The 24507-nt window shown below is 44.3% G+C and carries 21 protein-coding genes and 1 riboswitch; of the genes, 11 read left to right on the top strand and 10 right to left on the bottom strand.

All coding sequences use genetic code 11. The features are described 5' to 3' along the window. Nucleotides 1–114: 114 nt before the first annotated feature. Nucleotides 115–2226: a bifunctional arginine dihydrolase/ornithine cyclodeaminase gene (gene argZ / locus H6F41_RS04375; protein WP_190402265.1), complete on the bottom strand. Its 2112-nt coding sequence runs from the start codon at nucleotides 2224–2226 to the stop codon at nucleotides 115–117. 417 nt (nucleotides 2227–2643) lie between these two features. After that, nucleotides 2644–2740: riboswitch (cyclic di-GMP riboswitch) on the top strand. A 90-nt stretch (nucleotides 2741–2830) separates the two neighbouring features. Continuing rightward, nucleotides 2831–3814: a GTP 3',8-cyclase MoaA gene (gene moaA, locus H6F41_RS04370; protein WP_190402264.1), complete on the bottom strand. Its 984-nt coding sequence runs from the start codon at nucleotides 3812–3814 to the stop codon at nucleotides 2831–2833. Nucleotides 3815–3888: 74 nt separating this feature from the next. Between moaA and H6F41_RS04365 the strand changes: the two genes are divergently transcribed. Continuing rightward, on the top strand, nucleotides 3889–4809 hold the full coding sequence (locus tag H6F41_RS04365) for a branched-chain amino acid transaminase (protein WP_190402263.1): 921 nt from the start codon (nucleotides 3889–3891) through the stop codon (nucleotides 4807–4809). 43 nt (nucleotides 4810–4852) lie between these two features. On the opposite strand, the gene cobO is transcribed toward H6F41_RS04365, so the two are convergent. Then, on the bottom strand, nucleotides 4853–5461 hold the full coding sequence (gene cobO, locus H6F41_RS04360; RefSeq protein ID WP_190402262.1) for a cob(I)yrinic acid a,c-diamide adenosyltransferase: 609 nt from the start codon (nucleotides 5459–5461) through the stop codon (nucleotides 4853–4855). Between the two features lie 83 nt (nucleotides 5462–5544). Here cobO and cax point away from each other — a divergent pair, with 83 nt between their 5' ends. Both cax and H6F41_RS04350 read left to right on the top strand, forming a co-directional pair. Next, entirely contained in the window at nucleotides 5545–6627 is a 1083-nt protein-coding gene (gene cax, locus H6F41_RS04355) for a calcium/proton exchanger (protein WP_190402261.1), read from the top strand. A gap of 162 nt (nucleotides 6628–6789) precedes the next feature. Next, complete coding sequence (locus H6F41_RS04350) at nucleotides 6790–8547, top strand: SulP family inorganic anion transporter (protein ID WP_242022919.1); 1758 nt, start codon at nucleotides 6790–6792, stop codon at nucleotides 8545–8547. A 41-nt stretch (nucleotides 8548–8588) separates the two neighbouring features. On the opposite strand, the gene H6F41_RS04345 is transcribed toward H6F41_RS04350, so the two are convergent. From H6F41_RS04345 to H6F41_RS04330, 4 genes are all read right to left on the bottom strand, one after another. Next, nucleotides 8589–8795 carry a hypothetical protein gene (locus H6F41_RS04345; protein WP_190402260.1) on the bottom strand — a complete coding sequence of 69 codons (207 nt, stop codon included), beginning with the start codon at nucleotides 8793–8795 and terminating at the stop codon, nucleotides 8589–8591. Nucleotides 8796–9042: 247 nt separating this feature from the next. Further along, the gene (locus H6F41_RS04340) at nucleotides 9043–9534 is read right to left on the bottom strand and encodes a YajQ family cyclic di-GMP-binding protein (RefSeq protein ID WP_190402259.1); all 492 of its coding nucleotides are present in this window, start codon (nucleotides 9532–9534) and stop codon (nucleotides 9043–9045) included. Between the two features lie 137 nt (nucleotides 9535–9671). Then, on the bottom strand, nucleotides 9672–10799 hold the full coding sequence (locus tag H6F41_RS04335) for an aldo/keto reductase (protein WP_190402258.1): 1128 nt from the start codon (nucleotides 10797–10799) through the stop codon (nucleotides 9672–9674). A 153-nt stretch (nucleotides 10800–10952) separates the two neighbouring features. Continuing rightward, nucleotides 10953–12038: an alkene reductase gene (locus H6F41_RS04330; RefSeq protein ID WP_190402257.1), complete on the bottom strand. Its 1086-nt coding sequence runs from the start codon at nucleotides 12036–12038 to the stop codon at nucleotides 10953–10955. A 110-nt stretch (nucleotides 12039–12148) separates the two neighbouring features. Here H6F41_RS04330 and H6F41_RS04325 point away from each other — a divergent pair, with 110 nt between their 5' ends. Further along, complete coding sequence (locus H6F41_RS04325) at nucleotides 12149–12490, top strand: ArsR/SmtB family transcription factor (RefSeq protein ID WP_190402256.1); 342 nt, start codon at nucleotides 12149–12151, stop codon at nucleotides 12488–12490. A 40-nt stretch (nucleotides 12491–12530) separates the two neighbouring features. Here the strand turns inward: H6F41_RS04325 and H6F41_RS04320 are convergent, their stop codons facing one another. Then, nucleotides 12531–13163, bottom strand: a complete 633-nt coding sequence (locus tag H6F41_RS04320; protein WP_190402255.1) for a DUF1361 domain-containing protein — start codon at nucleotides 13161–13163, stop codon at nucleotides 12531–12533. 111 nt (nucleotides 13164–13274) lie between these two features. Between H6F41_RS04320 and H6F41_RS04315 the strand changes: the two genes are divergently transcribed. The 5 genes from H6F41_RS04315 to carB all read left to right on the top strand — a co-directional run bounded on the left by H6F41_RS04315 (nucleotide 13275) and on the right by carB (nucleotide 20729). After that, nucleotides 13275–14039 carry a TIGR00297 family protein gene (locus tag H6F41_RS04315; protein WP_190402254.1) on the top strand — a complete coding sequence of 255 codons (765 nt, stop codon included), beginning with the start codon at nucleotides 13275–13277 and terminating at the stop codon, nucleotides 14037–14039. 192 nt (nucleotides 14040–14231) lie between these two features. Further along, nucleotides 14232–14603 carry a cyclic nucleotide-binding domain-containing protein gene (locus H6F41_RS04310; RefSeq protein WP_242022918.1) on the top strand — a complete coding sequence of 124 codons (372 nt, stop codon included), beginning with the start codon at nucleotides 14232–14234 and terminating at the stop codon, nucleotides 14601–14603. Between the two features lie 138 nt (nucleotides 14604–14741). Further along, nucleotides 14742–16025: a phosphopyruvate hydratase gene (gene eno, locus H6F41_RS04305; RefSeq protein ID WP_190402253.1), complete on the top strand. Its 1284-nt coding sequence runs from the start codon at nucleotides 14742–14744 to the stop codon at nucleotides 16023–16025. A gap of 72 nt (nucleotides 16026–16097) precedes the next feature. Beyond that, nucleotides 16098–17384, top strand: coding sequence for an ABC transporter substrate-binding protein (locus H6F41_RS04300; protein ID WP_242022917.1), 1287 nt, complete (start codon nucleotides 16098–16100; stop codon nucleotides 17382–17384). Nucleotides 17385–17477: 93 nt separating this feature from the next. Continuing rightward, nucleotides 17478–20729, top strand: a complete 3252-nt coding sequence (gene carB / locus H6F41_RS04295) for a carbamoyl-phosphate synthase large subunit (RefSeq protein WP_190402252.1) — start codon at nucleotides 17478–17480, stop codon at nucleotides 20727–20729. A gap of 88 nt (nucleotides 20730–20817) precedes the next feature. On the opposite strand, the gene upp is transcribed toward carB, so the two are convergent. Then, nucleotides 20818–21468, bottom strand: a complete 651-nt coding sequence (upp, locus tag H6F41_RS04290; protein WP_190402349.1) for a uracil phosphoribosyltransferase — start codon at nucleotides 21466–21468, stop codon at nucleotides 20818–20820. A 155-nt stretch (nucleotides 21469–21623) separates the two neighbouring features. Here upp and H6F41_RS04285 point away from each other — a divergent pair, with 155 nt between their 5' ends. Together H6F41_RS04285 and recF are read left to right on the top strand one after the other, a co-directional pair. Beyond that, a complete protein-coding gene (locus tag H6F41_RS04285; RefSeq protein WP_190402251.1) occupies nucleotides 21624–22775 on the top strand; it encodes a metallophosphoesterase family protein in 1152 nt (383 codons plus the stop codon). After that, nucleotides 22765–23895: a DNA replication/repair protein RecF gene (recF, locus tag H6F41_RS04280; RefSeq protein ID WP_190402250.1), complete on the top strand. Its 1131-nt coding sequence runs from the start codon at nucleotides 22765–22767 to the stop codon at nucleotides 23893–23895. Before H6F41_RS04285 ends, recF begins: the two co-directional genes overlap by 11 nt. 97 nt (nucleotides 23896–23992) lie before the next feature. On the opposite strand, the gene H6F41_RS04275 is transcribed toward recF, so the two are convergent. Next, complete coding sequence (locus tag H6F41_RS04275; protein WP_190402249.1) at nucleotides 23993–24376, bottom strand: AbrB family transcriptional regulator; 384 nt, start codon at nucleotides 24374–24376, stop codon at nucleotides 23993–23995. Between the last annotated feature and the right edge of the window lie 131 nt (nucleotides 24377–24507).

Below are 24507 nucleotides of genomic sequence, written 5' to 3'. Positions count from 1 at the left end.
CTTAAGAGCGACTCTAAAAATCAGTCAAAATAAAAAACAAGGCTTGGACTCCGCTCAGTCAACTATATACGCTGACTGAGCGGAGTCCAAGCCTTTTCCAACTTTTTTAGACAACTACACAGCAACAGCCACAGGGCTATCGAGCTTCTTTAACTGTTGAACGAGTAAGCTCAGGAATAGTCCCACATCGGTGACCACACCCACAGACTCCACGGAACCGCGATCGGATAGTTTCGTTACCACCGCAGGGTTGATATCCACACAAACCATCTTCACGCCTGCGGGAGTCATATTACCCACGCCGATCGAATGCAGCATTGAGGACAACATCAAGATCATGTCTGCACCACGAATTTGTTCACTGTAAAGGCGTTGCGCTTCTAATAAATCCATCACGGTGTCAGGCAAGGGGCCATCATCACGGATTGAACCCGCCAACACAAAGGGAACATTATTTTTTACACACTCGTACATCACACCAGTATCCACAAAACCAGCTTCTACGGCTTTATGAATACTGCCATAGCGACGTACAGTATTAATTACCTTCAGGTGATGACGATGCCCACCTTTGACACTGATGCCTCGCTTGAGGTCAACACCGAGGGACGTTCCCATAGAAGACTGTTCCATGTCGTGAACTGCGATCGCATTGCCACCCAGCATTGATTGCACATAGCCCTCACGAATCAAATAGGCTAGATGCGGAGCGCCACCAGTATGCACAACTACGGGACCACAGGAAACGACTAACTTGCCGCCGCGATCGCGAATTTGGCGTAATTCCCATGCGATTTGTTCCACGACGAGTTCCACCCGACGTTCGCTAGATACACCTGCACCCATGAAGGAAAATTCTTCTTTTTGGGAATTGGTTCTCGCTTCAGGTTTACGCACTGTCCGTACACCGTCATAACCAACCACAACGCGCTCACCCACAACCAAGTCACGTAAGAGTTTGCAGGTTGCAGTTTTACCATCGGGGCTAATGGCGATCGCACCGTCCATCCGTTGATTAGCACAACGGATCCATTCGCCATCAACACAGGCATCGGTAGGATAAATGGTGGTGACGTAGAAATCATCGGGTGCAACCCCATCTTGGACAACAGGCTCAAGATTTGCGACACATGTATCGCGATCCTGTAATACTGCGCCGATTTCGATCAACTCACCCATGATTGTTTCCATGAGGTCATGGGATGGAGCCGAGATGCGAATTCTGGCGAGGGATGTGCTTTGACGCTGTTCACCCAAATTAAATTCGAGAACTTGGAAACTGCCGCCATTATCGGTGACTAAATCGAGGGCGCGATTGATGATGCCAGAATCAAGTAAATGCCCTGTTAGCTCAACAATGCGAGATTCGACAACGCTTGGTTCAACAGCAGTTTGCTCTCCCGTAACAGAAACTTCGACAGTTCTCAAAGTTAAACATTTGGCAGCTCCACCAGCTTTGAGAAACTCGGTGAGCGGGGTTTCAATGACATTAAATCCAGCGTCAGTAATCCTTTTCTTGAGGCGATCGCTGATTTTGTTCATCACCACATTGCGATCGACATTCACCGCATTGCACGCAAAATTGACGGCATCTGCTTCTTCGATCGCAATTCTCTTGTCCGCAGGTACACGCATTTCAATCAGGCGATTGGAATAGGAATCAAAGGCGGGTGGATAGTACAGTAAATAGCCGCCTGTTAACGGACAGAAGCAAGTGTCAAGGTGGTAAAAACGATTGTCGATTAAACGCAGGGAAAGAACTTCGACATCAAGCCATTTGGCAAGATAGGGGTGAGCATCTAGCTCAGAGCGAAAACCATAGCCAGCCCATAGCCAACCACCGCTGCGATCGAAAAGGGCATCACCAGCACCTTCAAAGGGGAGATCCTTAGGTAATTCAAATACCGTAAAACCCTTGGACTCAAACCATGCTTTGAAATAGGGTTCTTCACCTTGGCGCTCTTTATGCAAAAAACGACTGAGTACAGCTTTATCGCCCAATACCAGACCAGCGTTTGCTGTAAATACCATGTCTGGCCAGCCTTTTTCGGGGGTGACCAGCTCGACATTGACTAAACCCTTGAGGACTCCATACAGTTTCTGCCATTGTTCCACAGCGCGATCGCGGCTAGACTTATGAACGTTACCCTCCATCCAAGGATTGATCACGTAGTCCACATCGTAGTGATCGGGCGCACACATCAAGTAATTCAGTGGGGAAGTCATAAATAAAGTAAATGATTAGGGGAAAACACAAAATTTGGCACATCCACACTGGCAGCCACCAAAACTTGCCAAACAATTGCAAGGCTGCCGATCTTTAATCATACCTAATGCTTTAGGGTGAATCCTCTTTTAAAAGTTATCGTCTCTTGATAATTACCTCAGCCCTAATTGACATTGAGTAGCTATAGGTACAGCGTTAATATTTTTACTCTTTGCTCACCGAAGAAATCGACCTAAACCAAGAAATAGAGGTGCGCGGCAAAGCCGCACACCTCTAAATACTCCTTAGTAAATTTTGCGTTGCTATAGGGTTTGAGCGTCAATTAACAAAAAAATTACTAAATCTCTTGCCAATCAATTTAAAGTAAGCTAGATTAATAGCAGACCCATCCTATTCCCCCCCGTGTGGGTCTAGTATCCCCGAAAGGGCAATTACTTCCGAAAGGGGTAAGCGCAAATTGGTAGACCTAAAGCTATCCGCTACACATACGGTATGGTGGCTACTGATGCCGAAGGGATATTTTGTAATCCTACAACTAAATAAAAAAGGAAAGCTCGCAATGCGAGCTTTCCTTTTTTTATCTCGCATCGCGAGATTTTTTAATTAGCCACCAATTTGAGACATGGTGCGGAAATAGCTTTTTTGCTCCCCCGTACCGCGATCGCGGTCTTTAAAATTAATTTCATCCTTGAGCTGTAGCAAATCACGAACCGCCACCCGCAACTCGGCAAAGTCTTTCCCCTGACGCAACAGGCTTTTGAGGTCAATTTGTCCCGACTCATTTAACAAACAGGGACGCAACAACCCATCTGCCGAAAGCCGCATCCGATTACAGTGATCGCAAAAACATTCTGACATTTGGCTAATAAACCCCAAAGTCCCTTTGGCGTTAGGAATTTGAAAGATATCAGCAGGCCCATTGCCTTTACAATTTCCAGTTTCTAAACCATAGCGATCGCTAATTTGTTGGCGCAATGTTACCGAGTCTACCCACCTTTTATGCGTGAATAGGTTGTCATTACCAATCGGCATAAACTCAATAAATCGCACATGCCAATGACGATCGATACTGAGGGCGGCAAGGTCTAAAATTTCGCGATCATTGACCTCTGGTACGACCACCACATTGAGCTTGAGTGGATTAAAGCCCACTTCATAGGCAGCGAGTATTCCTGCCCAAACCTTTTCCCAAGTATCGCGTCCTGTAATCTGGCGAAATACATTGTGATCGAGGGAGTCAAGGCTAATGTTAATGCGGCGTAAACCTGCATCATACAAGGGCTGGGCTAGCTCATTTAGCAAGAAACCATTGGTGGTCATCGAAAGGTCTTCTACCCCTGCTAAATTTGCGATCGCATCGACTAGACTAACCAGATCTCGCCGTAGTAGAGGTTCACCACCTGTCAGTCGAATTTTTTTAAAGCCAAGGGGAATAAAAACTTCTTTTAAAAGGGCAATTAATTCAGTATTGGTGAGGCTTTCTTGGGCTTGGATATACTCGACCTCCGATCCTTCGGGCATACAGTAGGTACAACGAAAGTTGCAGCGATCAATCAAGCTGATGCGAAGGTAATCAACGGTATTCACAGATTTATGACCTCGAACTTTACTTTGTCCTAAGTATTATGATAAGAAAACTAATAATAGAAATGTATTAAACCATGACCTTACAATACGCTTACATACGCGGGAAGTTTGTTCCCCTCGAAGATGCCACGATTAGTATTCGCACCCATGCTTTTTTGTATGGCACTGCTGTATTTGAGGGTATAAAAGCGTATTGGTTACCAGAAGAAAACCGCATGGCGGCATTTCGCTTAGAAGAACATTACCAACGGTTGATTCAAAGTTGCCGCATTATTGGCTTGCAACATCCCCTTGATATAGCGGCAATGGTGGATATCACCAAAGAATTATTGCAGCGTAATAAATGTGATTCTGCGACATATCTGCGCCCAATTATTTACAAGTCTGACCTGAGAATTGGTCCGATCCTCAAGGTTCCCCATACCCACGATGACTTCTGCTTATTCAGTGTGCCGATGGATGGATATCTTGATACTAGCAATGGGATTAAAGTCGGCGTATCTTCATGGCGACGTTTAGATGATAACGCCATTCCTGCCCGCGCCAAGGTTAATGGCGCATATGTAAACACCGCGCTTGCGAAAACCGATGGCTATGCGTCAGGCTTTGATGATGTTGTCGTCTTGACCAATGATGGACATGTGGCGGAGGGAAGTGCCATGAATCTATTTTTGGTCAGAGATGGAAAGTTAATCACTAGTTCTGTTACTGATAACATTTTGGAAGGAATTACCCGTGATTCGATTATTGAATTGGCAGCGAAGGAATTAGGATTAGAATCTGTATCCCGTACCATCGATCGCACTGAGCTATATATTGCTGATGAGGCTTTCTTTGTCGGTACTGCGACTGAGTTAGCACCAATTACCAGCTTTGATCATCGTCCAGTCGGTGATGGCACAATTGGCGAAATTACCAAGAAACTGCGTGATTTATATAGTAAGGCTGTTCAAGGTTTGTTACCTGAATATCAACATTGGCTCACCAAAGTCTAGTTAGCCTTAAAAAAGAGAGAAGCTAAGCTTCTCTCTTTTTTGTTTAAAACTCAATTCCTGCTTGGGCTTTAACCCCCTGTTCTCTAAAGGGATGTTTAACTAGTTCCATTCGCGTAACTAAATCTGCGATCGCAATTAGTTCTGTCGGTGCGCCCCGACCTGTCAAAATCACATGGGAATCATTAGGCTTTTCCTGCAAACCCGCAATCACAGTTTCGACATCAAGATAACCAAGTTTGAGCGCAATATTCACTTCATCCAGCAGCACTAACTTGTATTCAGGATTTTTGATATAGCCAAGTCCCACCTCCCAAGCTTCCTTGGTTTTGGCAATATCGCGATCGCGATCTTGAGTTTCCCATGTAAATCCTTCCCCCAAAGCCTGAAAAACCAGTTGATCTTGCCACATTTCAAAAACTTTCTTTTCCGCAGGCTCCCAAGCACCCTTAATAAATTGCACGATCGCAACTTTATATCCATGTCCTAGCGATCGCAAAACCATCCCTAGCGCCGCCGTGGTTTTGCCCTTACCATCACCAGTATTTACAATAATTAATCCTTTTTCAAGATTTCGCTCAGCAACCCGTTGATGTTGAACCTCTTGTCGGCGCTGCATTTTCGCCCGATGTTGCTCACTGGTAAGTTCGGTCATAGATATCTCCTATTTTTAATTATTTTCAACTACTTAGAGTATATTGAGCCTTAACATTACATGGGGTCATATTTAGGCTAGTTATGTTTAAGAAAGTCTTCTCCTATGGTCTGCTGGCGTTTGTGCCAATTTCCATAATTGGTCACCTATTGGGATGGGATCCCACACTAATATTTGTGACTTCTGCGATCGCAATTTTGCCATTGGCGGGTTGGTTAAGCACCGCAACCGAAGAAATATCAGTGGTTCTAGGCGAATCATTGGGTGGCTTATTAAATGCCACCTTTGGCAATGCCACCGAACTGATTATTGCGATTGTCGCGCTTAAAGCAGGGTTTACAGGGGTTGTCAAAGCAAGTATTACAGGCTCAATTATTGGCAACTTATTGCTAGTTATGGGGCTGTCGATGTTCTTAGGCGGACTACGATATAAAGAGCAAGAGTTTCAGCCTACGATGGCTAGATTAAATGCCTCCGTGATGAATCTAGCGGTAATTGCGATTTTGTTACCGACTGCCGCCAATTTTACAACCGCAGGCATCAGCGAAGAAATATTGCAAAAACTATCGATTGCCGTGGCGATCGTTTTGATCATTGTCTATTGTTTGACTCTGCTATTCTCGATGAAAACCCATGCCTATCTCTATGATGTTGGCAAATCTGAAGCTGATGATGCGGAAGAAGAAACAGGGCATCCCCAAAAAATTAATCTTGGTTTATGGATTAGTGTCCTTTTGGGGGCGACTCTCTTAGTTGCCATAGAATCTGAGATGCTAGTGGGAACACTAGAAGAAGCAACTGCTCAATTGGGCTTGACTGAGTTGTTTACTGGGGTAATTTTATTGCCAATCATCGGTAATGCTGCTGAACATACCACCGCAATCACCGTTGCCATGAAAAATAAAATGGAACTATCGGTATCTGTTGCGGTCGGTTCTAGTATGCAGATTGCACTTTTCGTCGCACCACTATTAGTAATTGTTGGCTGGTTTATGGGACAACCGATGGATTTAAATTTCAATCCCTTCGAGTTGGTCGCCGTAGCCGTTGCTGTACTAATTGCCAATTCCATTAGTTCCGATGGACGCTCCAATTGGTTAGAAGGCTCGCTCTTAGTGGCAACTTATGCAATCTTGGGCTTTGCATTCTACTTTCAACCAGTCTAATCACAAATTAAGACATGGCTACGCTATGGCTTAATTTAAAAATCCTTACTAGGTTTGGTTTTTAATTCCAAAAAATGAGGGTAGCGCCGCTACTCTCATTTTTTAGTTGGAAAATTGGGTAAGCTAGAAATTCTTTCTAGATATCTCAACTGAGGTGTATTGTTGTCCGACCAACCTCCAAAGATTACATTTGCGATCGCATCTCCCGCCTATGGTTTAGCAAGGTGGATGCCGATTATTTCCGTCTTAAAAAATTACAACCTATCTTGGCTGATTAAAGATGTCAGTGCAGGCATTGCCCTCACCGCCATCTTGATTCCCGCAGGTATGGGCTATGCTGTTGCCGCAGGTTTACCTGCTATCTATGGACTCTACGCAACCATTATCCCGCTACTTGCCTATGCTATCTTTGGTCCTAGTCGCATTTTGGTCTTAGGCCCCGACTCAGCATTGATTCCTCTCATTGCAACTACCGTTGTCCCCCTATCTGGTGGTGACCCGATCAGAGCAATTGCGATCGCAGGCATGTTGTCCATTATCGCAGGGGGGATTTGTATCATTGCAGGGCTACTAAAGTTTGGCTTTGTTACCGATTTGCTATCTAAACCAATTCGTTATGGATATCTGAATGGTATTGCCATCAGTGTTTTAGTGGGACAATTGCCTAAAATATTTGGCTTCTCAGTTGATAGCGATAATATTTGGGATGGATTGCTTGGATTTTGGCAAGGCGTGCAAGATGGGCGCACCAATTACACATCCTTAGCAATTGGTTTAGGTTGCCTCGCAATTATTTTAGGCTTAAAAAAACTAGCTCCCAAAATTCCAGGGGTCTTAGTTGCCGTAGTCGCAGCCACCATCATAAGTTCAATTTTCGAGCTTTCACAAAGATCGGGCATTTCGGTAATCGGAGTGTTGCCACAGGGATTACCCAGTTTTCAAATTCCCAGTATTGCGCCACTCAAGTTTGCCAATTTGTTTTCTAGTGCCTTAGCGATCGCCATGGTTTCCTTTACCGATCTAAGCGTTTTATCTCGAACCTTTGCCATCCGTGGGGGATACAAAGTGGATCGCAATCAGGAATTATTTGCCTTGGGACTGGCCAATATTGCCGCAGGTTTATTTCAAGGCTTTGCGATTAGTAGTAGCACTTCTCGTACACCCGTAGCCGAGGCGGCTGGCTCAAAAACACAAATTACGGGTGTAGTGGGCGCAGCTTGCATTGCCCTGATTCTGGTATTTGCGCCCACATTGCTCAAAAATTTACCACAGGCATCATTAAGCGCCGTAGTTATGTCTGCGGGGCTGTCGATTTTAGAACTCAAAGGTACTTTACGCCTGTATCAACTCCGTAGATTTGAGTTTGTCCTATCAATCATTTGTTTTCTGGGGGTAGCCCTTTTGGGGGTAATTCAGGGTATTTTCGGATCACTAGGATTAGCGCTATTTGCCTTTGTTTGGAGTGCATGGCGACCTCACTATGCAGTGTTGGGGCGGATTGACGGTATTAAGGGCTATCACGATGTGGTGCGACATCCCGAAGCCCGACGAATTCCGGGGTTGGTAATTTTTCGTTGGGATGCACCGCTATTTTTTGCCAATGCCGAAACCTTTACAGAAAGGGTGATGCAAGCCGTAGCCACTGCCCCAACGCCAACTAATTGGGTCTTAGTTGCGGCTGAACCTGTAACGGATATTGACCTCACTGCCGCCGATGCGATCGCAGAACTCGATAAAACTCTCTGTCAAGCAGGTATAGAGCTATGCTTTGCCGAAATGAAAGGACCAACTAAAGATCGACTTAAACGTTATGGTTTATTTTCTAAATTGGGAATAGAGAACTTCTTCCCAACGATTGGACAAGCTGTCGATGTCTATTTAGAGACCAACCAAGTGCAATGGAAAGATTGGGATGAATAGAGAAGCAGATAGCGCTAAGCGCTATCTGTTAAGTAAGGGAATTAAGACTTAATGGCGATCCAATCCTTCTTTAACAAATTAACAAAAGTCGTAATTCCTTTAGAGAAGCCTAGCGGGTCTTGCATTGCATATTCGGGAAATTCTTCATAATGCTTCCATTGCTCAGTAGCATTGTGCCGTAGGTGTAGTACGCGCTCACCATCTTCTAGCTTCCAAAGCATCTGACCACCAGTTGGGATGTTAGACATGATCTCCTCCTTTTCTACCTATGAGAACATTTAACATTGGCATGAGCTACCAGTTGTTAGTTCCCAATTTTGGCGATCCCAACATTAAATTCTGTAAACGTTGTTACAACAATTGCATAAAATGTGCATATCTCCTTCTCTTGGTGTTGTTAGCCTTAGCTCCGAAAGCCTTCTATTCCTTAAGAGCTAAATCCTCTCTAAATCCACCACTCATCAAAAAAGAAAGGGCGCAACGCGCCCTTTCTTTTTAACGGTAATTTGTAAATTGGAGTGCAAGAGGAAAATCTTCTGCTTTTACAAGTTGAATGATTTCCTGTAATTCATCCTTAGATTTGGAAGTAACTCGTAACGCATCACCTTGGATTGAAGCTTGACATTTGGGAAAAGCATCACGAATTAGTTTCGATAGTTTTTTGGCTTGTTCCTGTTCAATTCCCTTCTTCAATTTAATCTTCTGAACTACACGATTGCCACTAGCAGACTCAATTTCGCCATAATCAAAAATTTTAAGAGATAAGCCGCGTTTAATTGCTTTAGATTGCATCACATCAACCACAGAGGTAAGCGTCATTTCACTGTTGGTATTGATTGTTATTAATTCTTTTTCAAGTTCAACTTCTGTTTTGGTACTTTTTAAGTCATAACGACTGACAATTTCACGGCGGGTTTGATCGAGCGCATTGACAAGCTCTTGATGATCAAAATCACTAACGATATCGAAGGAATAACTGGAAGCCATAGGTTTATTTTGGATTTGATGATATTTGTGCTTTGTGCCGCCATTCTGAGTTAGCGATCGCTATCACAAGAATAGACATCTAGGATACCAAAAACTATCATTCCCTTTCTCACACTGCCAGATTTTTTGAATTTTGATTATTCCCAAAGTCTTTTACCTTCGCCACTATCAAGGCGATCGTGCGTGTCGCGCAACAATTTGGGGATGTCTAATTTTTCGGGGCAACGCGGTAAGCAGTCACCACAGTCTGTACAGCGAATTGCTTTACGACCGGGGAACCAATGCCCAGCGTTTTCAAACATTTTGTAGCGATATTTGCCAAATTCCACCATATCAAAGCCCACTGCTAAATTTCTGAGCCTTAATACTTCAGGGATATTAATATCTTCAGGACAGGGTAAGCATTCATAACATTGAGAACAGCGATCGCTTTCGAGTAATGTGTAGCGGCGATTGATGCAATCGAGAACTGCTTGCTCTAATTCGGACATTGGCTCAATGTTGTCCCATGCGTCCTGATGGGAGTCAATTTCGCTAGGGTTGGCAGCTCCGAGACTGAGGGTATGCACGCGAGGATCACTCAACAAAAAGCGATCGCACATGTATAGCGGCGTAAAAGGATAGCTCACCCCTGCTAATTCCTCCGATGGGGCGTAGAGCATTCCACCTTTATCCGATGGTGAAATGATAAATACACCCATGTCTTTCTCGTGAGCGAGTTGCACCGCAGGGGCATTACGCTGATTGAAGTAGTAATAATGTAAATTAACTGACTCAAATAAATCGGTGTTAATCGTGGCAAGAATAATATCAAGGGGGGCATGGGTGGAGAAGCCAACATGACCAATCATTTTTTGATCGATTGCCTCTCTGACTGCCTTCATACAGCCATTCGGATCGGTAACTAAATCAAGATGCTCTTGGAGATTGATGCCATGAATATCAAAATTGTCGATATAGTCCACATTTAACTTTTTTAGGGACTGCTCAATTTGACGGCGCATCGCATCTGCGTCTTTAGTTGGCGATATTTTGGTGGTGAGATAAAACTGCTCGCGCTGATCCTTGAGTCCATTGCGGAGAGCTTGGCCAATAAATTCTTCACTCTTGCCATAGCCCTGCGCTGTTTCAATGTGGTTGATGCCAACTTCTAACGCCCTTACGATCGTCTGATGAGCGTTTTCTGCTGATTCCATATAGCGCATCGCCCCCAAGGAAAACACGGACAGGAGCATTTCAGTTTTGCCAAAACGACGGTAGCGCATAGTTGATCTAGTAGAGATGGCTTAATTTTATTACAGAAAATAAAGCTTGCGCCGCCTGCTAGTCAGGCAACGCAAATATGCTGAACTACTTATACCAAATCAAGAAATGGCGTAGCCATTTCTTGATTTGAAAATCCTTTTCGTGAATTGGTGTTAGGACAAAGTTGGATAATCGGTGTAGCCCTTCTCATCGCCACCATAGAAGGTATTGCGATCGGGGGTGTTTAATGGCGCATTAATGGCAAATCTTTCCACGAGATCAGGGTTAGCAATATAGAGGCGACCAAAGGCAACTAGATCGGCATTGCCCGATGCGATCGCAGCATTGCCAGTCTCAAGGGTATAACCGCCTGCGGTCATAATTGTGCCGTTGTAAATAGGACGGAAAAATTCAGCGCCAAGATCAGGTTGATCTTCCGCAGTGCCGAAGCCTTCGACTCTGGGAGCAACTAGGTGCAAATAAGCAAGATCAAAGCGGTTTAATTCCTTCACGGCATAACTAAAGGTGGCGGCACGATTGGAATCATACATGCTGTTAAATGTGCCACTAGGAGATAGCCTCACGCCAACGCGATCGCTGCCGCATTCCTGCACAACTGCCTCTGTCACTTCCATCAAAAATCTGGTGCGATTTTCAAGGGAGCCACCATAGATATCTGTGCGCTGATTAGTATTGTCTTGCAAAAATTGATCGATGAGATAGCCATTCGCACCATGGATTTCTACGCCATCAAAACCTGCTGCGATCGCATTTTTCGCACCAAGGCGATATTGTTCCACAATCTGAGGAATATCTGAGGTTTCGAGCGCACGCGGTGTTACAAAGGGTTTCATGCCTGTATAGGTAGCGGCTTCGCCTTCAGGTGCGATCGCCGATGGAGCTACGGGCAACTCGCCATTAGGTTGGAGGTCAGGATGGGAAATTCTGCCCACATGCCAGAGCTGCAAAAAGATCTTGCCACCCTTGGCATGGACAGCATCCGTAACCAAGCGCCAACCTGCAACTTGCTCATCAGAATAAATGCCGGGGGTATTGGGGTAGCCCATACCTTGGGGTGAAATTTGGGATGCTTCAGTAATCAATAATCCACCTGACGCTCTTTGGGCATAGTGCAGAGCATTAAGAGCTGTGGGAGCAAGTCCATCGCCTGCACGATTGCGGGTGAGCGGAGCTAAGACAACACGGTTAGGCAATGTGTAGCGTCCGAGTTTAACTGGTGAGAGGAGAGGAGCGCTCATAGAGGTGTTAATGGTATTACAAATATTTCTATTGTTCGATTATATACGAATAACCAAACTATCTGCAAATGTATGGCATAATTGTAGATAGTTCGCAAAAAAGTCTGTAAATGCGTCAATATCACCACCCCGATCGCAATCATATTTCTTTAACGGGAGTTCTCTACGGACTTAGTGATCCGACTCGTCTACAAATTGTCAAAATGCTATCGACTAAGCCCGAAATTACCTGTGGCGAATTTTGTTTAACGATGAGCAAGTCTACGCAATCTCATCATTTTAAGGTTTTGCGAGATGTGGGGATTATGTATACACGTCTAGAAGGAACGCAACATTACAATTCCCTGCGGCGTGAAGATTTAGATGCGAGATTTCCTAATTTGATTGATGCTGTGTTGAATAGTTGTGAATTAGAGAGTTACGAATCTACAAATGCCCAAGCCAAAGCTTAAAAATCCCACTAAGCGGTATTTTTAAGCTTTGAGGGATAATTTATACCGATATGGACTTAGAGCTTTTTTGCCAATAAAATGCGATCGCAATATTCACCCATTTAAAAATGTAATAGAGGCAGGTGAAAATAATAAAAAATATGCCTGTCCCCAAAAAGAAATTGGGATTTTCGAGATTTTTAAGGGCATCCTCCATCACTTGACTGGGTTGGGTAAATACATCCCAACTATTTAAACGGTTTACCCTTCCCCAATAGACACCGATCGCACAAATTAAATTAATGCTGACTTCTAACCAAACTACATTCTTGAGTAACTTGACCCATTCTAAATACTGCATAAGTTTGACTAGGGAAATTGCGTAGCATTGGAATCCCAATAATATAAAAATGAGATACTGCGGGATCATGACAAAAATGATGCCATTCGCTGAAATATCGGGCAGTCTCACCTCATTCACAAAATGAATAATGTCAGTGATGATATAGGGGGCATTGGGTAAAAATAGGACAAACAGCAAAAATCCGATCCACCAAATTGGGTTGCGTGACAGTCGCTTTGGCGATCGTTTGGAAAATAGGATGAAACTGAGCGCACAGGGAATAATTGCTAAAAATAAATTCCATCCCATCCATCGCAAATTGCCCCAAAACAACTCAAATGCTTCTGTCATTATTTTTGCTCCATAGTATGTTGTTAGTTAACGCCTAGCGATCTAGTTGTGATGCCCCGCGTATCGGGGCATCACAACCGCAAAATATTCATAATCTAAAGATTAACTTTTATGCTCAATAGTTTCCCAATATCGCAGGACTGGTTAATTGCGATCGGATTAAATACTGTGCTTGGTGCGATCGCCCTGTTGCTACCGCGCAAAGTCCTCACCACCGCAGGAATTTGCCACGCATGGGCATTGGGAATCACAATCTGGGGCTGTTTGAGTTGGCAAGGTTATATTGTCATCTTAAGCTATTTAATTGTTGGTTCGGGGGTGACTCGCATTGGCAAAGACATTAAAGAAGCCAAAGGAATTGCCGAAAAACGTGACGGGGCAAGAGGGCCTGAAAATCTTTGGGGTTCAGCCGCAACGGGCGCTGTTTGCGCGATTGGTTTTGCGATCGCACCGAGTCCCCTCTGGCTATTGGGCTATGTGGCAAGCCTGAGTACCAAACTCGCCGATACCACTGCTAGCGAAATTGGCAAAGCCTATGGCAAAAGCACCTTTTTGATCACCACATTTAAGCCAGTTCCCGCAGGTACAGAGGGCGCAGTCAGCCTAGAGGGTACAGCCGCAGGGATTATCGGGTCACTGTTGATCGCCGCCATTGGTTTCTCTGTTGGCTTATTAACCAGTCCTTGGGCGTTACTATGGTGTGCACTCGCCGCCTTTATCGCCACCAATATCGAAAGTTTAATTGGCGCAACATTTCAAGAAAAATATGATTGGTTAACCAATGAACTGGTGAATGGAATTAACACAACGCTTGGTGCTGCGATCGCCGTTTTAATTGTGCAGTTATTGAAATTATTTAACCTTGAATTAATGTAAATTTAACCTTGGCAAAACCTACAAACAACCATTTATACATTAGGAAATTAGACATTGCTAAAGCTTGAAGCCTTGATCTAGATTCAGCTATAGGTAATTGGTCAATTACTCATAAATAATTAAAAAATAGTTTGTTCCTAACTTAAAATAAACATTGCATACTCACTTTTTTAGAGATATTGGGGTTTGATTTTGAATACAACGATTAACCTGTTTAACAACGACAAAGACTTTGTAATTTTTCCTGCAGGTCAGATGATCTTTGAAAAAGGTGGTGTTGCCGACCGCATGTATGTCGTAATTGACGGCGAAGTAGAAATTTCGATTGACGGTAAATTTTTGGATACCACGGGCGCGGGGGGCATTGTCGGGGAAATGGCGCTAATAGACTCTAGCCCTAGAAGCGCAACTGCGATCGCAAAAACACAGTGCAAACTAGTTGGCGTTGACAAGAACCGCTTTAATTTTTTAGTCCAACAGACCCCGAACTTTGCGCTTAACGTGATGAAGATCATGGTGGAGCGGATCAGAAAGCTAGATGCACTCGTTGTTTCCATGAAATAATCGCGATTTTGTAGTACAGCTCAAAGTGCCTTTTGTCAATTTATTTAATAAAAACCTAACATTTGAGAAATGGGGCAGCGCAAAACTGTAAGATTGATGCGAATAGCTTCACTTAAATCATCAAAGGAATAGCTCAAAGTGACTAAAGGCACAGAAATCATCGCGATCGCAGCAAGAGAAATCCTCGACTCGCGTGGCAAACCAACCGTAGAAGCAGAAGTTACCCTAGCAAACGGAGCCGTTGGTTTGGCTCAAGTCCCTAGTGGTGCATCAACGGGGAGTTTTGAAGCCCATGAACTGCGCGACGGAGATAAAAAACGCTACGGCGGCAAAGGGGTTTTAGTTGCAGTTCGCAATATTACAGAAAAAATTCTCCCTGAATTGAAGGGTGTAGATGCGCTCAATCAAGAACTCGTTGATCGACTCATGATCAAGCGTGATGGCACACCCAATAAATCTGAACTTGGTGCAAACGCCATCTTGGCAGTCTCCCTCGCCAATGCCAAAGCAGCATCGGCAGCGATAGGACAGCCCCTATATCGCTACTTAGGGACTCCCCTATCTAACGTGTTGCCAGTACCAATGATGAACGTCCTCAATGGTGGCGCTCATGCCGACAACAACGTGGACATCCAAGAGTTTATGATCGTCCCTGTTGGCGCACCCACCTTCAAGGAAGCTCTTCGCTATGGTGCTGAAGTATTTGCAGCCCTTAGCTCGGTACTCCATGACAAAGGTTTATCCACGGCTGTTGGTGATGAAGGGGGCTTTGCGCCCAACCTTGAGTCCAACCAAGCTGCCCTAGAGTTACTAATTGACGCTATTACTAAAGCTGGTTATAAACCTGGTGAGCAAGTTGCCTTGGCGTTAGACGTTGCCTCTAATGAGCTATTCAAGGATGGCAAATACAACATCGATGGCAAGGCTCTCAGCCCTCAAGAGTTTGTTAATTACTATGAAAGTCTGATCTCCAAATACCCCATCGTCTCCATCGAAGATGGTCTACAGGAAGACGAATGGGCAAGCTGGAAAGCAATGACCGATCAACTCACCAATACGCAATTGGTTGGTGATGATCTGTTTGTAACCAACAAGACTCGTCTCGATCGCGGTATTCGCGAAGGTTGTGCTAGTGCAATTTTGATTAAGCTCAATCAAATTGGTAGCTTGACCGAAACTCTCGAAGCGATCGCAACGGCTGACAAGAATGGCTATCGCTCAGTCATCAGTCACCGTTCTGGCGAAACTGAAGACACCACCATCGCTGATCTGTCTGTAGCAACTCGTGCAGGTCAAATCAAAACAGGTTCTCTCTGTCGTAGCGAGCGGGTTGCTAAGTACAACCGTCTGCTCAGAATCGAAGCCGAACTAGGCAGCCAAGCTGTCTATGCTGGCGCAGTTGGCTTAGGTCCATCTCGCTAATTGTTTAGCAATTTGAAAAAGCGCGGCAAAGCCGCGCTTTTTCAAGGAACAAAATGTAATTAAATCTTTGATATGACACCGAATCTCCCCCAAATGCTCAATCGTCGTAAATTTGTTGGATTGTCTGCACTATTTCTGCTCGGAGCTTGTGGAGCGCAAACCACTAACTCTACAACTTCGGCAGGCAAAAACAAAATAGTCTTCTGGACAATGCAATTAAAGCCTCAGTTTGAGCAATACATGACCAATTTAATTGCAGGTTTTGTGAAGGAAAATCCCACCGCAGAAGTCGAATGGGTAGACATTCCTTGGGGAGAGATGGAAACGAAAATTTTGACCGTTGTTGCCGCCAAAACTGCGCCAGATGTCGTTAATCTCAATCCGCAGTTTGCCTCAAAATTAGCGGAAAAGAATGCCCTTGTTGATATGAATAAGGCAATCTCGGCAACCGATCAAGCTAGCTATTTTCCGAATATTTGGAAAGCAAATCAACTTGATCAAGTTACCTTTGGCTTACCTTGGTACGTCGCCACCGATATCACGATTTACAATCGCGATCTATTTGAAAAGGCGGGACTAGATGCTGCTAAACCACCGCAAACCTTTGAAGATCTAACCAAGGTTGCCGAACAGATCAAGGCGAAAACAGGTAAATACGCCTTTATGTTGACCATGGATGGCGGTCAGGTTTTGGAATCTATGGTGCAGATGGGCATGAAACTTTTTGATGCTAATGGTAAAGCTGCCTTTAATGATGCTGCGGGTAAAGCGGCTTTTGCCTATTGGGTAAATCTATTCGAGAAGCAATTAATTCCTCGCGAAATCTTGACGGAAGGACATCGCAAGGCAGTAGAGCTATATCAATCAGGGGAATTAGCAATTTTATTAACTGGCCCCCAATTTTTGCAGTCAGTGGCCAAAAATGCCCCTGAAATTGCCAAGGTAACTGATATTGGCGCACAAATCACTGGCTCAACGGGTAAAAAGAGTGCCGCCGTGATGAATGTGGCAGTCCCAACCACATCCCAAAATCAAGAGCTAGCGGTGAAATTCGCGCTGTACTTGACGAATGCCGAAAATCAGCTTGCCTTTACAAAGGTGGAAAATCTATTGCCTTCTACTATCACAAGTTCTCGCGATCGCTATTTTACAGAAGCCGCAAAAGATTCACCATTACTGGACCGTGCCAGAGTTGTCAGTGCGTCGCAACTTCCCCAATCTGAAGTTTTGATTCCCCCTGCCAAGGGCATTGAGAATCTCCGAAAGATTATTTACGAAGAATTGCAAACTGCAATGCTAAAAGAAAAATCTAGTGAACAGGCGATCGCGACGGCGGCAGAACGCTGGAATGCACTTTAGCCAGTAGCCCAATTAGCATCATGCGCTACATACGAAGAGATCGCCATGACGCTATAAAATGTATTGCGAGTTACCTAAGAAATACAAGATTATATGCCCCGCCGTACTGACATCCAAAAGATTTTGCTGATTGGCGCTGGCCCAATTGTGATCGGGCAAGCCTGCGAATTTGACTACTCAGGAACCCAAGCCTGTAAGGTTTTACGGGATGAGGGCTACTATGTGATCCTAGTTAACTCCAATCCTGCAACGATCATGACCGATCCTGCAACGGCTGATCGCACTTACATCGAGCCAATTACACCTGAAGTAGTTGCCCAGATTATTGAGAAAGAGCGTCCTGACGCTATTTTACCCACCATGGGTGGACAGACGGCGTTAAATACGGCGGTTGCTCTTGCGAAAATGGGCGTATTGGAAAAATATGGCGTGGAACTGATCGGCGCTAAACTAGAAGCGATCGAAATGGCAGAGGATCGAAAGCTATTTAAAGAGGCGATGGAACGAATCGGCGTTGCCATGTGTCCATCGGGATTAGGGACAACCATGGAAGAATCCCGTGCAATCGCCCATGAAATTGGTACTTATCCTTTAATCATCCGTCCAGCCTTCACAATGGGCGGTACAGGAGGCGGCATTGCCTACAATCAAGAGGAATTTGAAGAAATTTGTGCCTCTGGTTTAGAAGCTAGTCCTGTATCGCAAATCTTGATCGAGCGATCGCTCATTGGTTGGAAAGAGTATGAGCTAGAGGTGATGCGCGATCTCGCTGATAACGTGGTGATTATTTGTAGCATTGAAAACATTGATCCCATGGGTATCCATACAGGCGATTCGATCACGGTTGCGCCTGCTCAAACCCTCACGGACAAGGAATATCAACGCCTGCGTGACTATTCGATCAAGATTATTCGCGAAATTGGCGTGGAGACTGGTGGCTCAAATATTCAGTTCTCAATCAATCCTGAAAATGGCGAAGTGGTCGTCATTGAAATGAATCCTCGTGTATCCCGCAGTTCGGCACTAGCGTCAAAAGCGACAGGCTTCCCGATCGCAAAATTTGCAGCAAAACTAGCTGTTGGTTATACCCTTGATGAAATTTCTAACGACATCACCAAGAAAACTCCTGCAAGCTTTGAGCCAACTATCGATTATGTCGTCACCAAAATTCCGCGCTTTGCCTTCGAGAAATTCCCAGGTTCTGAGCCAGTCTTAACTACACAGATGAAGTCCGTTGGCGAAGCCATGGCAATCGGACGAACTTTCCAAGAATCTTTCCAGAAAGCATTGCGCTCCCTTGAAGTCGGACGCTTTGGTTTTGGTGGCGATCGCGAAGAAGTTTTACCAGACCTCGATAAAATCAAGTACAGTTTGCGAGTTCCTAACCCCGATCGCATTTTCTCGATTCGTGATGGATTTTTGTCAGGGCTATCAGTTCAAGCTATTTTTGAACTAACCAATATTGATCCTTGGTTCTTACAAAAAATGCGCGAGATTACGGATGTGGAACTCTCGATTAAGGGGAGGAAGTTGGATAGTCTGCTTAAGGAAGAAATGTTAGAGATTAAGCGTCTAGGCTTTAGCGATCGCCAAATTGCTTATCTAACAGGCACAAATGAAGATACAGTCCGTACCTATCGCAAATCACTTGGTGTCATTCCTTCGTACAAGACTGTCGATACTTGTGCGGCTGAGTTTGAAGCGCTCACACCCTATCACTATTCCACCTATGAAGAAGAATCAGAAGTCATGCCTTCTAGTAAGAGAAAAGTGATGATTCTCGGTGGTGGCCCTAACCGCATCGGGCAAGGAATTGAGTTTGATTACTGCTGTTGTCATGCTAGCTATGCGCTGCGTGCGGCTGGGTTTGAGACGATTATGGTTAACTCCAATCCTGAAACTGTTTCTACAGACTATGACACTAGCGATCGCCTCTATTTTGAGCCACTGACTCGCGAAGATGTGTTGAACATTATCGAAGCTGAACAACCTGAAGGCGTGATCATTCAATTTGGTGGACAAACTCCATTGAAACTTTCTGTGCCACTATTGCGATATCTTGAAGAAAATAATTCCACTACTAAAATTTGGGGTACTTCTCCTGATTCCATTGATACGGCTGAAGATAGGGAACGCTTTGAAGCAATCTGCCAAAAGTTGGGCATTTTACAACCTAACAATGGTTTAGCCCGTTCTGAAGAAGAAGCGATCGCAGTGGCACAGAGAGTTAGCTATCCTGTAGTTGTCCGTCCTAGCTATGTACTGGGTGGGCGTGGCATGGAAGTGGTTTACTCTGATGCGGAGCTAGAGGATTACATGCGTCGCGCCATCATCATTGAGCCAGAACATCCTGTCTTAATCGATCAATTCCTTGAAGGCGCAATTGAGGTCGATGTTGATGCGATTGCCGATCAAGAGGGCAATGTCACCATTGGCGGCATCATGGAGCATATTGAAGAGGCAGGAATTCACTCTGGTGACTCCGCCTGTGCAATTCCCACCTTCTCTTTGCCTGCCGATGTTCTCACCACCATTCGCACATGGACAATTAGTCTTGCTAAAGCCTTGAATGTGATTGGTTTGATGAATATTCAATATGCCGTGCAGTTGAATAATAACAATCCCAAAGACAGTAAAGTCTTTATTCTTGAAGCCAATCCCCGTGCGTCGCGCACTGTTCCCTATGTCAGTAAAGCGATTAATGTTCCTCTCGTTAACTATGCTTCGCGAATCATGGCAGGTGCAACCCTTGCCGAACTTGGCTTAACTGAAGAAGTGATTCCTAAACACATTTCAATTAAGGAGGCCGTGCTTCCGTTTGCCAAATTTGCTGGCACAGATACCATTTTAGGCCCTGAGATGCGTTCGACGGGTGAAGTCATGGGTATCGACACCGAATTTGGGCGGGCTTTTGCTAAGGCACAAATTGCCGCAGGAACTCACTTGCCGCTTGAAGGAACTGTGTTTTTATCGGTCAACGATCGTGATAAAAGTGGTATCACCAAAATTGCTGAAGCCTTTGTTGAGCTTGGCTTTAATGTTGTGGCAACAGAAGGAACTCATAAGATTCTGCGTCGTAGCAATATTCCATCAAAGCAAGTTCTCAAAGTCCATGAAGGTCGTCCTCACATTGGCGATTCCATGAAGAACGGTCAGATTCAACTGATCATTAATTCTCCTAGTGGTGAAGAAGCAAAAACCGATGGCAAAATGATTCGTCGTACTGCTCTTGCTTACAAAATCCCTGTGATTACGACCCTTGCGGGGGCAAAAGCGGCTATTGAAGCAATTCGCTCCTTACAATCTGGAGCAATCTCGGTCACGGCGCTTCAAGATTACGCCTAAACACAAAAAGATTTACCGTAGGTGCAATTCATGAATTGCACCTACGGTAAAATACAGGGCTTAATTCATTTTTGCGTAAGTCCTAAATCTAAGTTCCAAATGAGCGATCGCCTGCATCACCTAAACCCGGAACAATCCAGCCGTTTTCATCGACGACTTCATCAATACAACCTGAATAAATTTGGATAGCAGGGAACTGTTGGTTAATCAGTTGTAATGCTGGGGGCGCACAAAGAGCGTTAATAATCCGAATTAGGGAAGCATCAACGCCTCTTTCAGTTAACATTTGCAAGGTTGTGATGATCGAGCCACCCGTTGCCATCATTGGCTCAACAATGAACACTCTGGTTTCTGGGGCAAATCTTTCGGGTAAGCGATTGAGATAACAGCTAGCTTCAAGGGTTTCTTCATTACGCACCAAACCCAAATGATAAACATTTGCCGTTGGTAATAGACTTTGACAACCCTCTAACATCGATAAACCCGCTCGCAAAATTGGCACAAAAGCAAGAGGAATAGAACCATCGATTAAATGTCCTGATGCAGTTCCCAAAGGCGTTTCGATATCTACAGGTTGTACAGGCAAAAACTCTCGTACTGCTTCGTAGGTCAGCCATTTACCCATTTCATTCATTGCTGTCCGAAATAGGGGAACTGGGGTATGCTTCTCCCGTGCGATCGTCAGCCAGTGACGGATAACGGGATGGGGGGGGACGTATACGCGCAGTTGAGGAGCCATGAATTTCTTTTGTTTGAGGATGTCATTACCAAGCGGTGTCGATACCGCCGTAAATAACATCCTACAACGCTTTGCAAATCTTAGCTTGATTGCAAAGCGCTATATACTTGTATGACTTATGACTTAAGTTAATTGATTTAGATACTTAATTTTGTATGGCACTAAAGCGGCGGCAACTATTGATGTTTGGTGGACTAGCGGTTGGCGCTGGTTTGGGCGGTGCGGCGTTGTCAGGTAGTTGGGGTCGCCAGAATGCGCCGATCGCAACGACAGCATCCCCACTCCAATCACCAACTGCGATCGCAAAAAATACATCAACGAACAGCCCAACAGCTTTGCGATCGCAAAAACCTGCACCAAAGGGATTATTTGCCCCAACCCGTGGTGATGTCAGAATTGTTGTGATTAGCGACCTGAACAGTGCCTATGGCTCGACTGATTATATCGATCAGGTTAAACAAGCAATCAAATTTTTGCCAGATTGGGAACCAGACTTGGTGTTATGTGGCGGCGATATGGTGGCTGGGCAGGATACGGACTTATCCGATGCCGAAATTAAGGCAATGTGGCAAGGCTTTGACAAGCATATCGCCGCACCCATGCGAAAAGCTAAGCTCAGTTTTGGATTTACGATTGGTAATCACGACGGCTCAGGCTCTCTCTACAATGGTAAATATACATTTGATCGCGATCGCAAAGCCGTCAGTACCTATTGGCAAGATCCTAAACATGATCCCAATTTAAATTTTATTGATCGCAGTAACTTTCCCTTCAACTACACATTCCAGCAAAATGATATTTTCTTTTTAGCTTGGGATGCTTCTACTGCAACTATTTCTGATCAGCAGTTGCAATGGGTCGAAAAAAGTCTCGCCAGTGAAGTCGCGAAAAACTCGAAACTACGGATAGCGATCGGACATTTACCGCTTTATGCAGTGGCTAGAGGTCGTGAGACAGGCGGCAATTATCTCAATGATGCAGAGCGTCTCAGAACCTTGCTTGAAAAATACAATGTCCATACCTATGTGAGTGGACATCACCATGCGTACTATCCTGCCTATAAGGGCAAGCTAGAACTTCTCAATGCAGGGGTATTAGGCGATGGACCTCGACGTTTGCTAAGTGGCGACCTTGCTCCGAGTCGTACCATTACCGTCATTGATATTAGTTGGACAACCAATGACGTGATCTACACAACCTACGACATGGATACGCTCAAAGTAGTTGACCAGACCACATTGCCCCCCTATATTGATGCTCCCAATGGTCGCATTAATCGCCGTGATTTGAAAGTGAATGTATCTTAAATCTCTCCATATCAAACAGTTTCGGAATTATACCGATCAAGCAGTTAGCTTCACTACTCCTAAAACAGTGATTGTTGGTAATAATGCTCAGGGCAAGTCCAACCTATTAGAGGCGATTTTACTATTAGCAACTTTGCGATCTCACCGAGTTAGCAAAGATCGGGACTTGGTACACAATGGTGAAGTAATGGGAGAAATTAGCGCAATCTGTTTGCGATCGCAATCTCCTGAAAGCTATCCTGTAGAATTATTGATGCGGATGCGAGCAAGTGGTAAGCGCACCCTGAGTATAAATGGTGTTAGTCAGTCACGACATCTAGATTTTTTAGGAAATCTGAATGCAGTAATGTTTTCTAGCTTAGATCTAGATTTAGTGCGTGGCAGTCCAGAGAGTCGGCGTAATTGGTTAGATACGGTACTAATTCAACTAGAGCCGATTTATATCAATCTATTGCAACAATATAATCAAGTTCTACGTCAACGTAATGCACTATTAAAATCAATTAAACAAGGACAAATTGCTTATGAACCACAACAAATGGCTCTATGGGATGCTCAATTAGTAACAGCAGGAACTAGACTAATCAGAAGGCGATCGCGTTTATTAGAAAGATTAACTCCAATCGCAAGGCATTGGCATCAAGCCATTAGTGGCGGTAGCGAAGATTTAGCAATTACCTATGTACCCAAATTTGTCTTTGCTCCAAACGATACCATCGAGCAAATTCATCATGCTTTTTTTGAAACAATTTTACAGAAATCAATTATTGAGCAACATCAAGGGATAAGCTTAGTTGGCCCCCATCGTGATGAAGTTTCGCTCACAATTAATGATACGCCTGCGCGTGAGTATGGCTCTCAAGGGCAACAACGCACTTTGGTTCTAGCCCTAAAATTAGCGGAGCTAGAGTTATTAGAATCAGTAATTGGTGAGCCACCACTTTTATTGTTAGATGATGTGTTAGCTGAACTCGACTTACAAAGACAAGACCAGCTACTAAATGCTATCGGCGATCGTGTGCAAACAGTAATTACCACCACTCATTTAGGTTCTTTTGATGCTCAGTGGTTAGATTCTGCCCGAATTTTTCAAGTTGATAGGGGAAAAATTTTAGTCTAAAAAAGCTAAAAAAACAAGATGTCACCAGTTCATGAATCGGCGACATCTTGTTTTTTGCTTCTTAATCTCAGAATTACAAAACTGTCTGTATTTTGAGTTATTCGTCGTCGTCACCTGCACCGACTTGACGTAAGTGAATATGCTTACGACCGAGGCGAATTTCTAACTCATCACCAGCCTTTAGACCCATCAATTGAGTATAGGCTGAGCCAATTAGTAGGTTGCCATTTTTCTGAACACTGACGCGATAACTGGCACTACGCCCTCCTTTGCCGCTACCTTTTGATTCTAGCTCAACACCATCAGCCTCCATTAGGGCATTATAGAACTTCATCAAATTAACGCGAGCTTGATTGTTTTTCGTGATGGTGGCATATCCACAAGCTTTAGCTTTTTCTTCTTTAGAGAGATGCTCTAGTTCTTTGACCTTCTGTAATAATGCTTCGCCAGAGAGTTGTACAGGTTGTTTCGCTTTTGCCATTTGCTTTTGATCGAATTTAATATTTAATATCAGAAGTGTTGAATCAGAAATGAAATCAGCCTAAAATCGGGCACACTATTCCTGTAAAGATGGTGATTTTAGCTTAAAATTACCATCTTTCTAAACCAATG

This window comes from Pseudanabaena mucicola FACHB-723 (assembly GCF_014696385.1).
Classification (GTDB): domain Bacteria; phylum Cyanobacteriota; class Cyanobacteriia; order Pseudanabaenales; family Pseudanabaenaceae; genus Pseudanabaena.
The sequence above is the reverse complement of the archived record's forward strand: the minus strand, read 5'-3'. Positions and strand labels throughout refer to the sequence as shown.

What these genes read in the sequence shown, in the direction of transcription:
- argZ (WP_190402265.1), bottom strand. Translation starts at nt 2,226, where the DNA reads ATGACTTCCCCACTGAATTACTTGATGTGTGCGCCCGATCACTACGAT.
- H6F41_RS04365 (WP_190402263.1), top strand. Translation starts at nt 3,889, where the DNA reads ATGACCTTACAATACGCTTACATACGCGGGAAGTTTGTTCCCCTCGAA.
- cobO (WP_190402262.1), bottom strand. Translation starts at nt 5,461, where the DNA reads ATGACCGAACTTACCAGTGAGCAACATCGGGCGAAAATGCAGCGCCGA.
- cax (WP_190402261.1), top strand. Translation starts at nt 5,545, where the DNA reads ATGTTTAAGAAAGTCTTCTCCTATGGTCTGCTGGCGTTTGTGCCAATT.
- H6F41_RS04345 (WP_190402260.1), bottom strand. Translation starts at nt 8,795, where the DNA reads ATGTCTAACATCCCAACTGGTGGTCAGATGCTTTGGAAGCTAGAAGAT.
- H6F41_RS04340 (WP_190402259.1), bottom strand. Translation starts at nt 9,534, where the DNA reads ATGGCTTCCAGTTATTCCTTCGATATCGTTAGTGATTTTGATCATCAA.
- H6F41_RS04335 (WP_190402258.1), bottom strand. Translation starts at nt 10,799, where the DNA reads ATGCGCTACCGTCGTTTTGGCAAAACTGAAATGCTCCTGTCCGTGTTT.
- H6F41_RS04330 (WP_190402257.1), bottom strand. Translation starts at nt 12,038, where the DNA reads ATGAGCGCTCCTCTCCTCTCACCAGTTAAACTCGGACGCTACACATTG.
- H6F41_RS04325 (WP_190402256.1), top strand. Translation starts at nt 12,149, where the DNA reads ATGCGTCAATATCACCACCCCGATCGCAATCATATTTCTTTAACGGGA.
- H6F41_RS04320 (WP_190402255.1), bottom strand. Translation starts at nt 13,163, where the DNA reads ATGACAGAAGCATTTGAGTTGTTTTGGGGCAATTTGCGATGGATGGGA.
- H6F41_RS04315 (WP_190402254.1), top strand. Translation starts at nt 13,275, where the DNA reads ATGCTCAATAGTTTCCCAATATCGCAGGACTGGTTAATTGCGATCGGA.
- H6F41_RS04300 (WP_242022917.1), top strand. Translation starts at nt 16,098, where the DNA reads ATGACACCGAATCTCCCCCAAATGCTCAATCGTCGTAAATTTGTTGGA.
- carB (WP_190402252.1), top strand. Translation starts at nt 17,478, where the DNA reads ATGCCCCGCCGTACTGACATCCAAAAGATTTTGCTGATTGGCGCTGGC.
- upp (WP_190402349.1), bottom strand. Translation starts at nt 21,468, where the DNA reads ATGGCTCCTCAACTGCGCGTATACGTCCCCCCCCATCCCGTTATCCGT.
- H6F41_RS04285 (WP_190402251.1), top strand. Translation starts at nt 21,624, where the DNA reads ATGGCACTAAAGCGGCGGCAACTATTGATGTTTGGTGGACTAGCGGTT.
- recF (WP_190402250.1), top strand. Translation starts at nt 22,765, where the DNA reads ATGTATCTTAAATCTCTCCATATCAAACAGTTTCGGAATTATACCGAT.
- H6F41_RS04275 (WP_190402249.1), bottom strand. Translation starts at nt 24,376, where the DNA reads ATGGCAAAAGCGAAACAACCTGTACAACTCTCTGGCGAAGCATTATTA.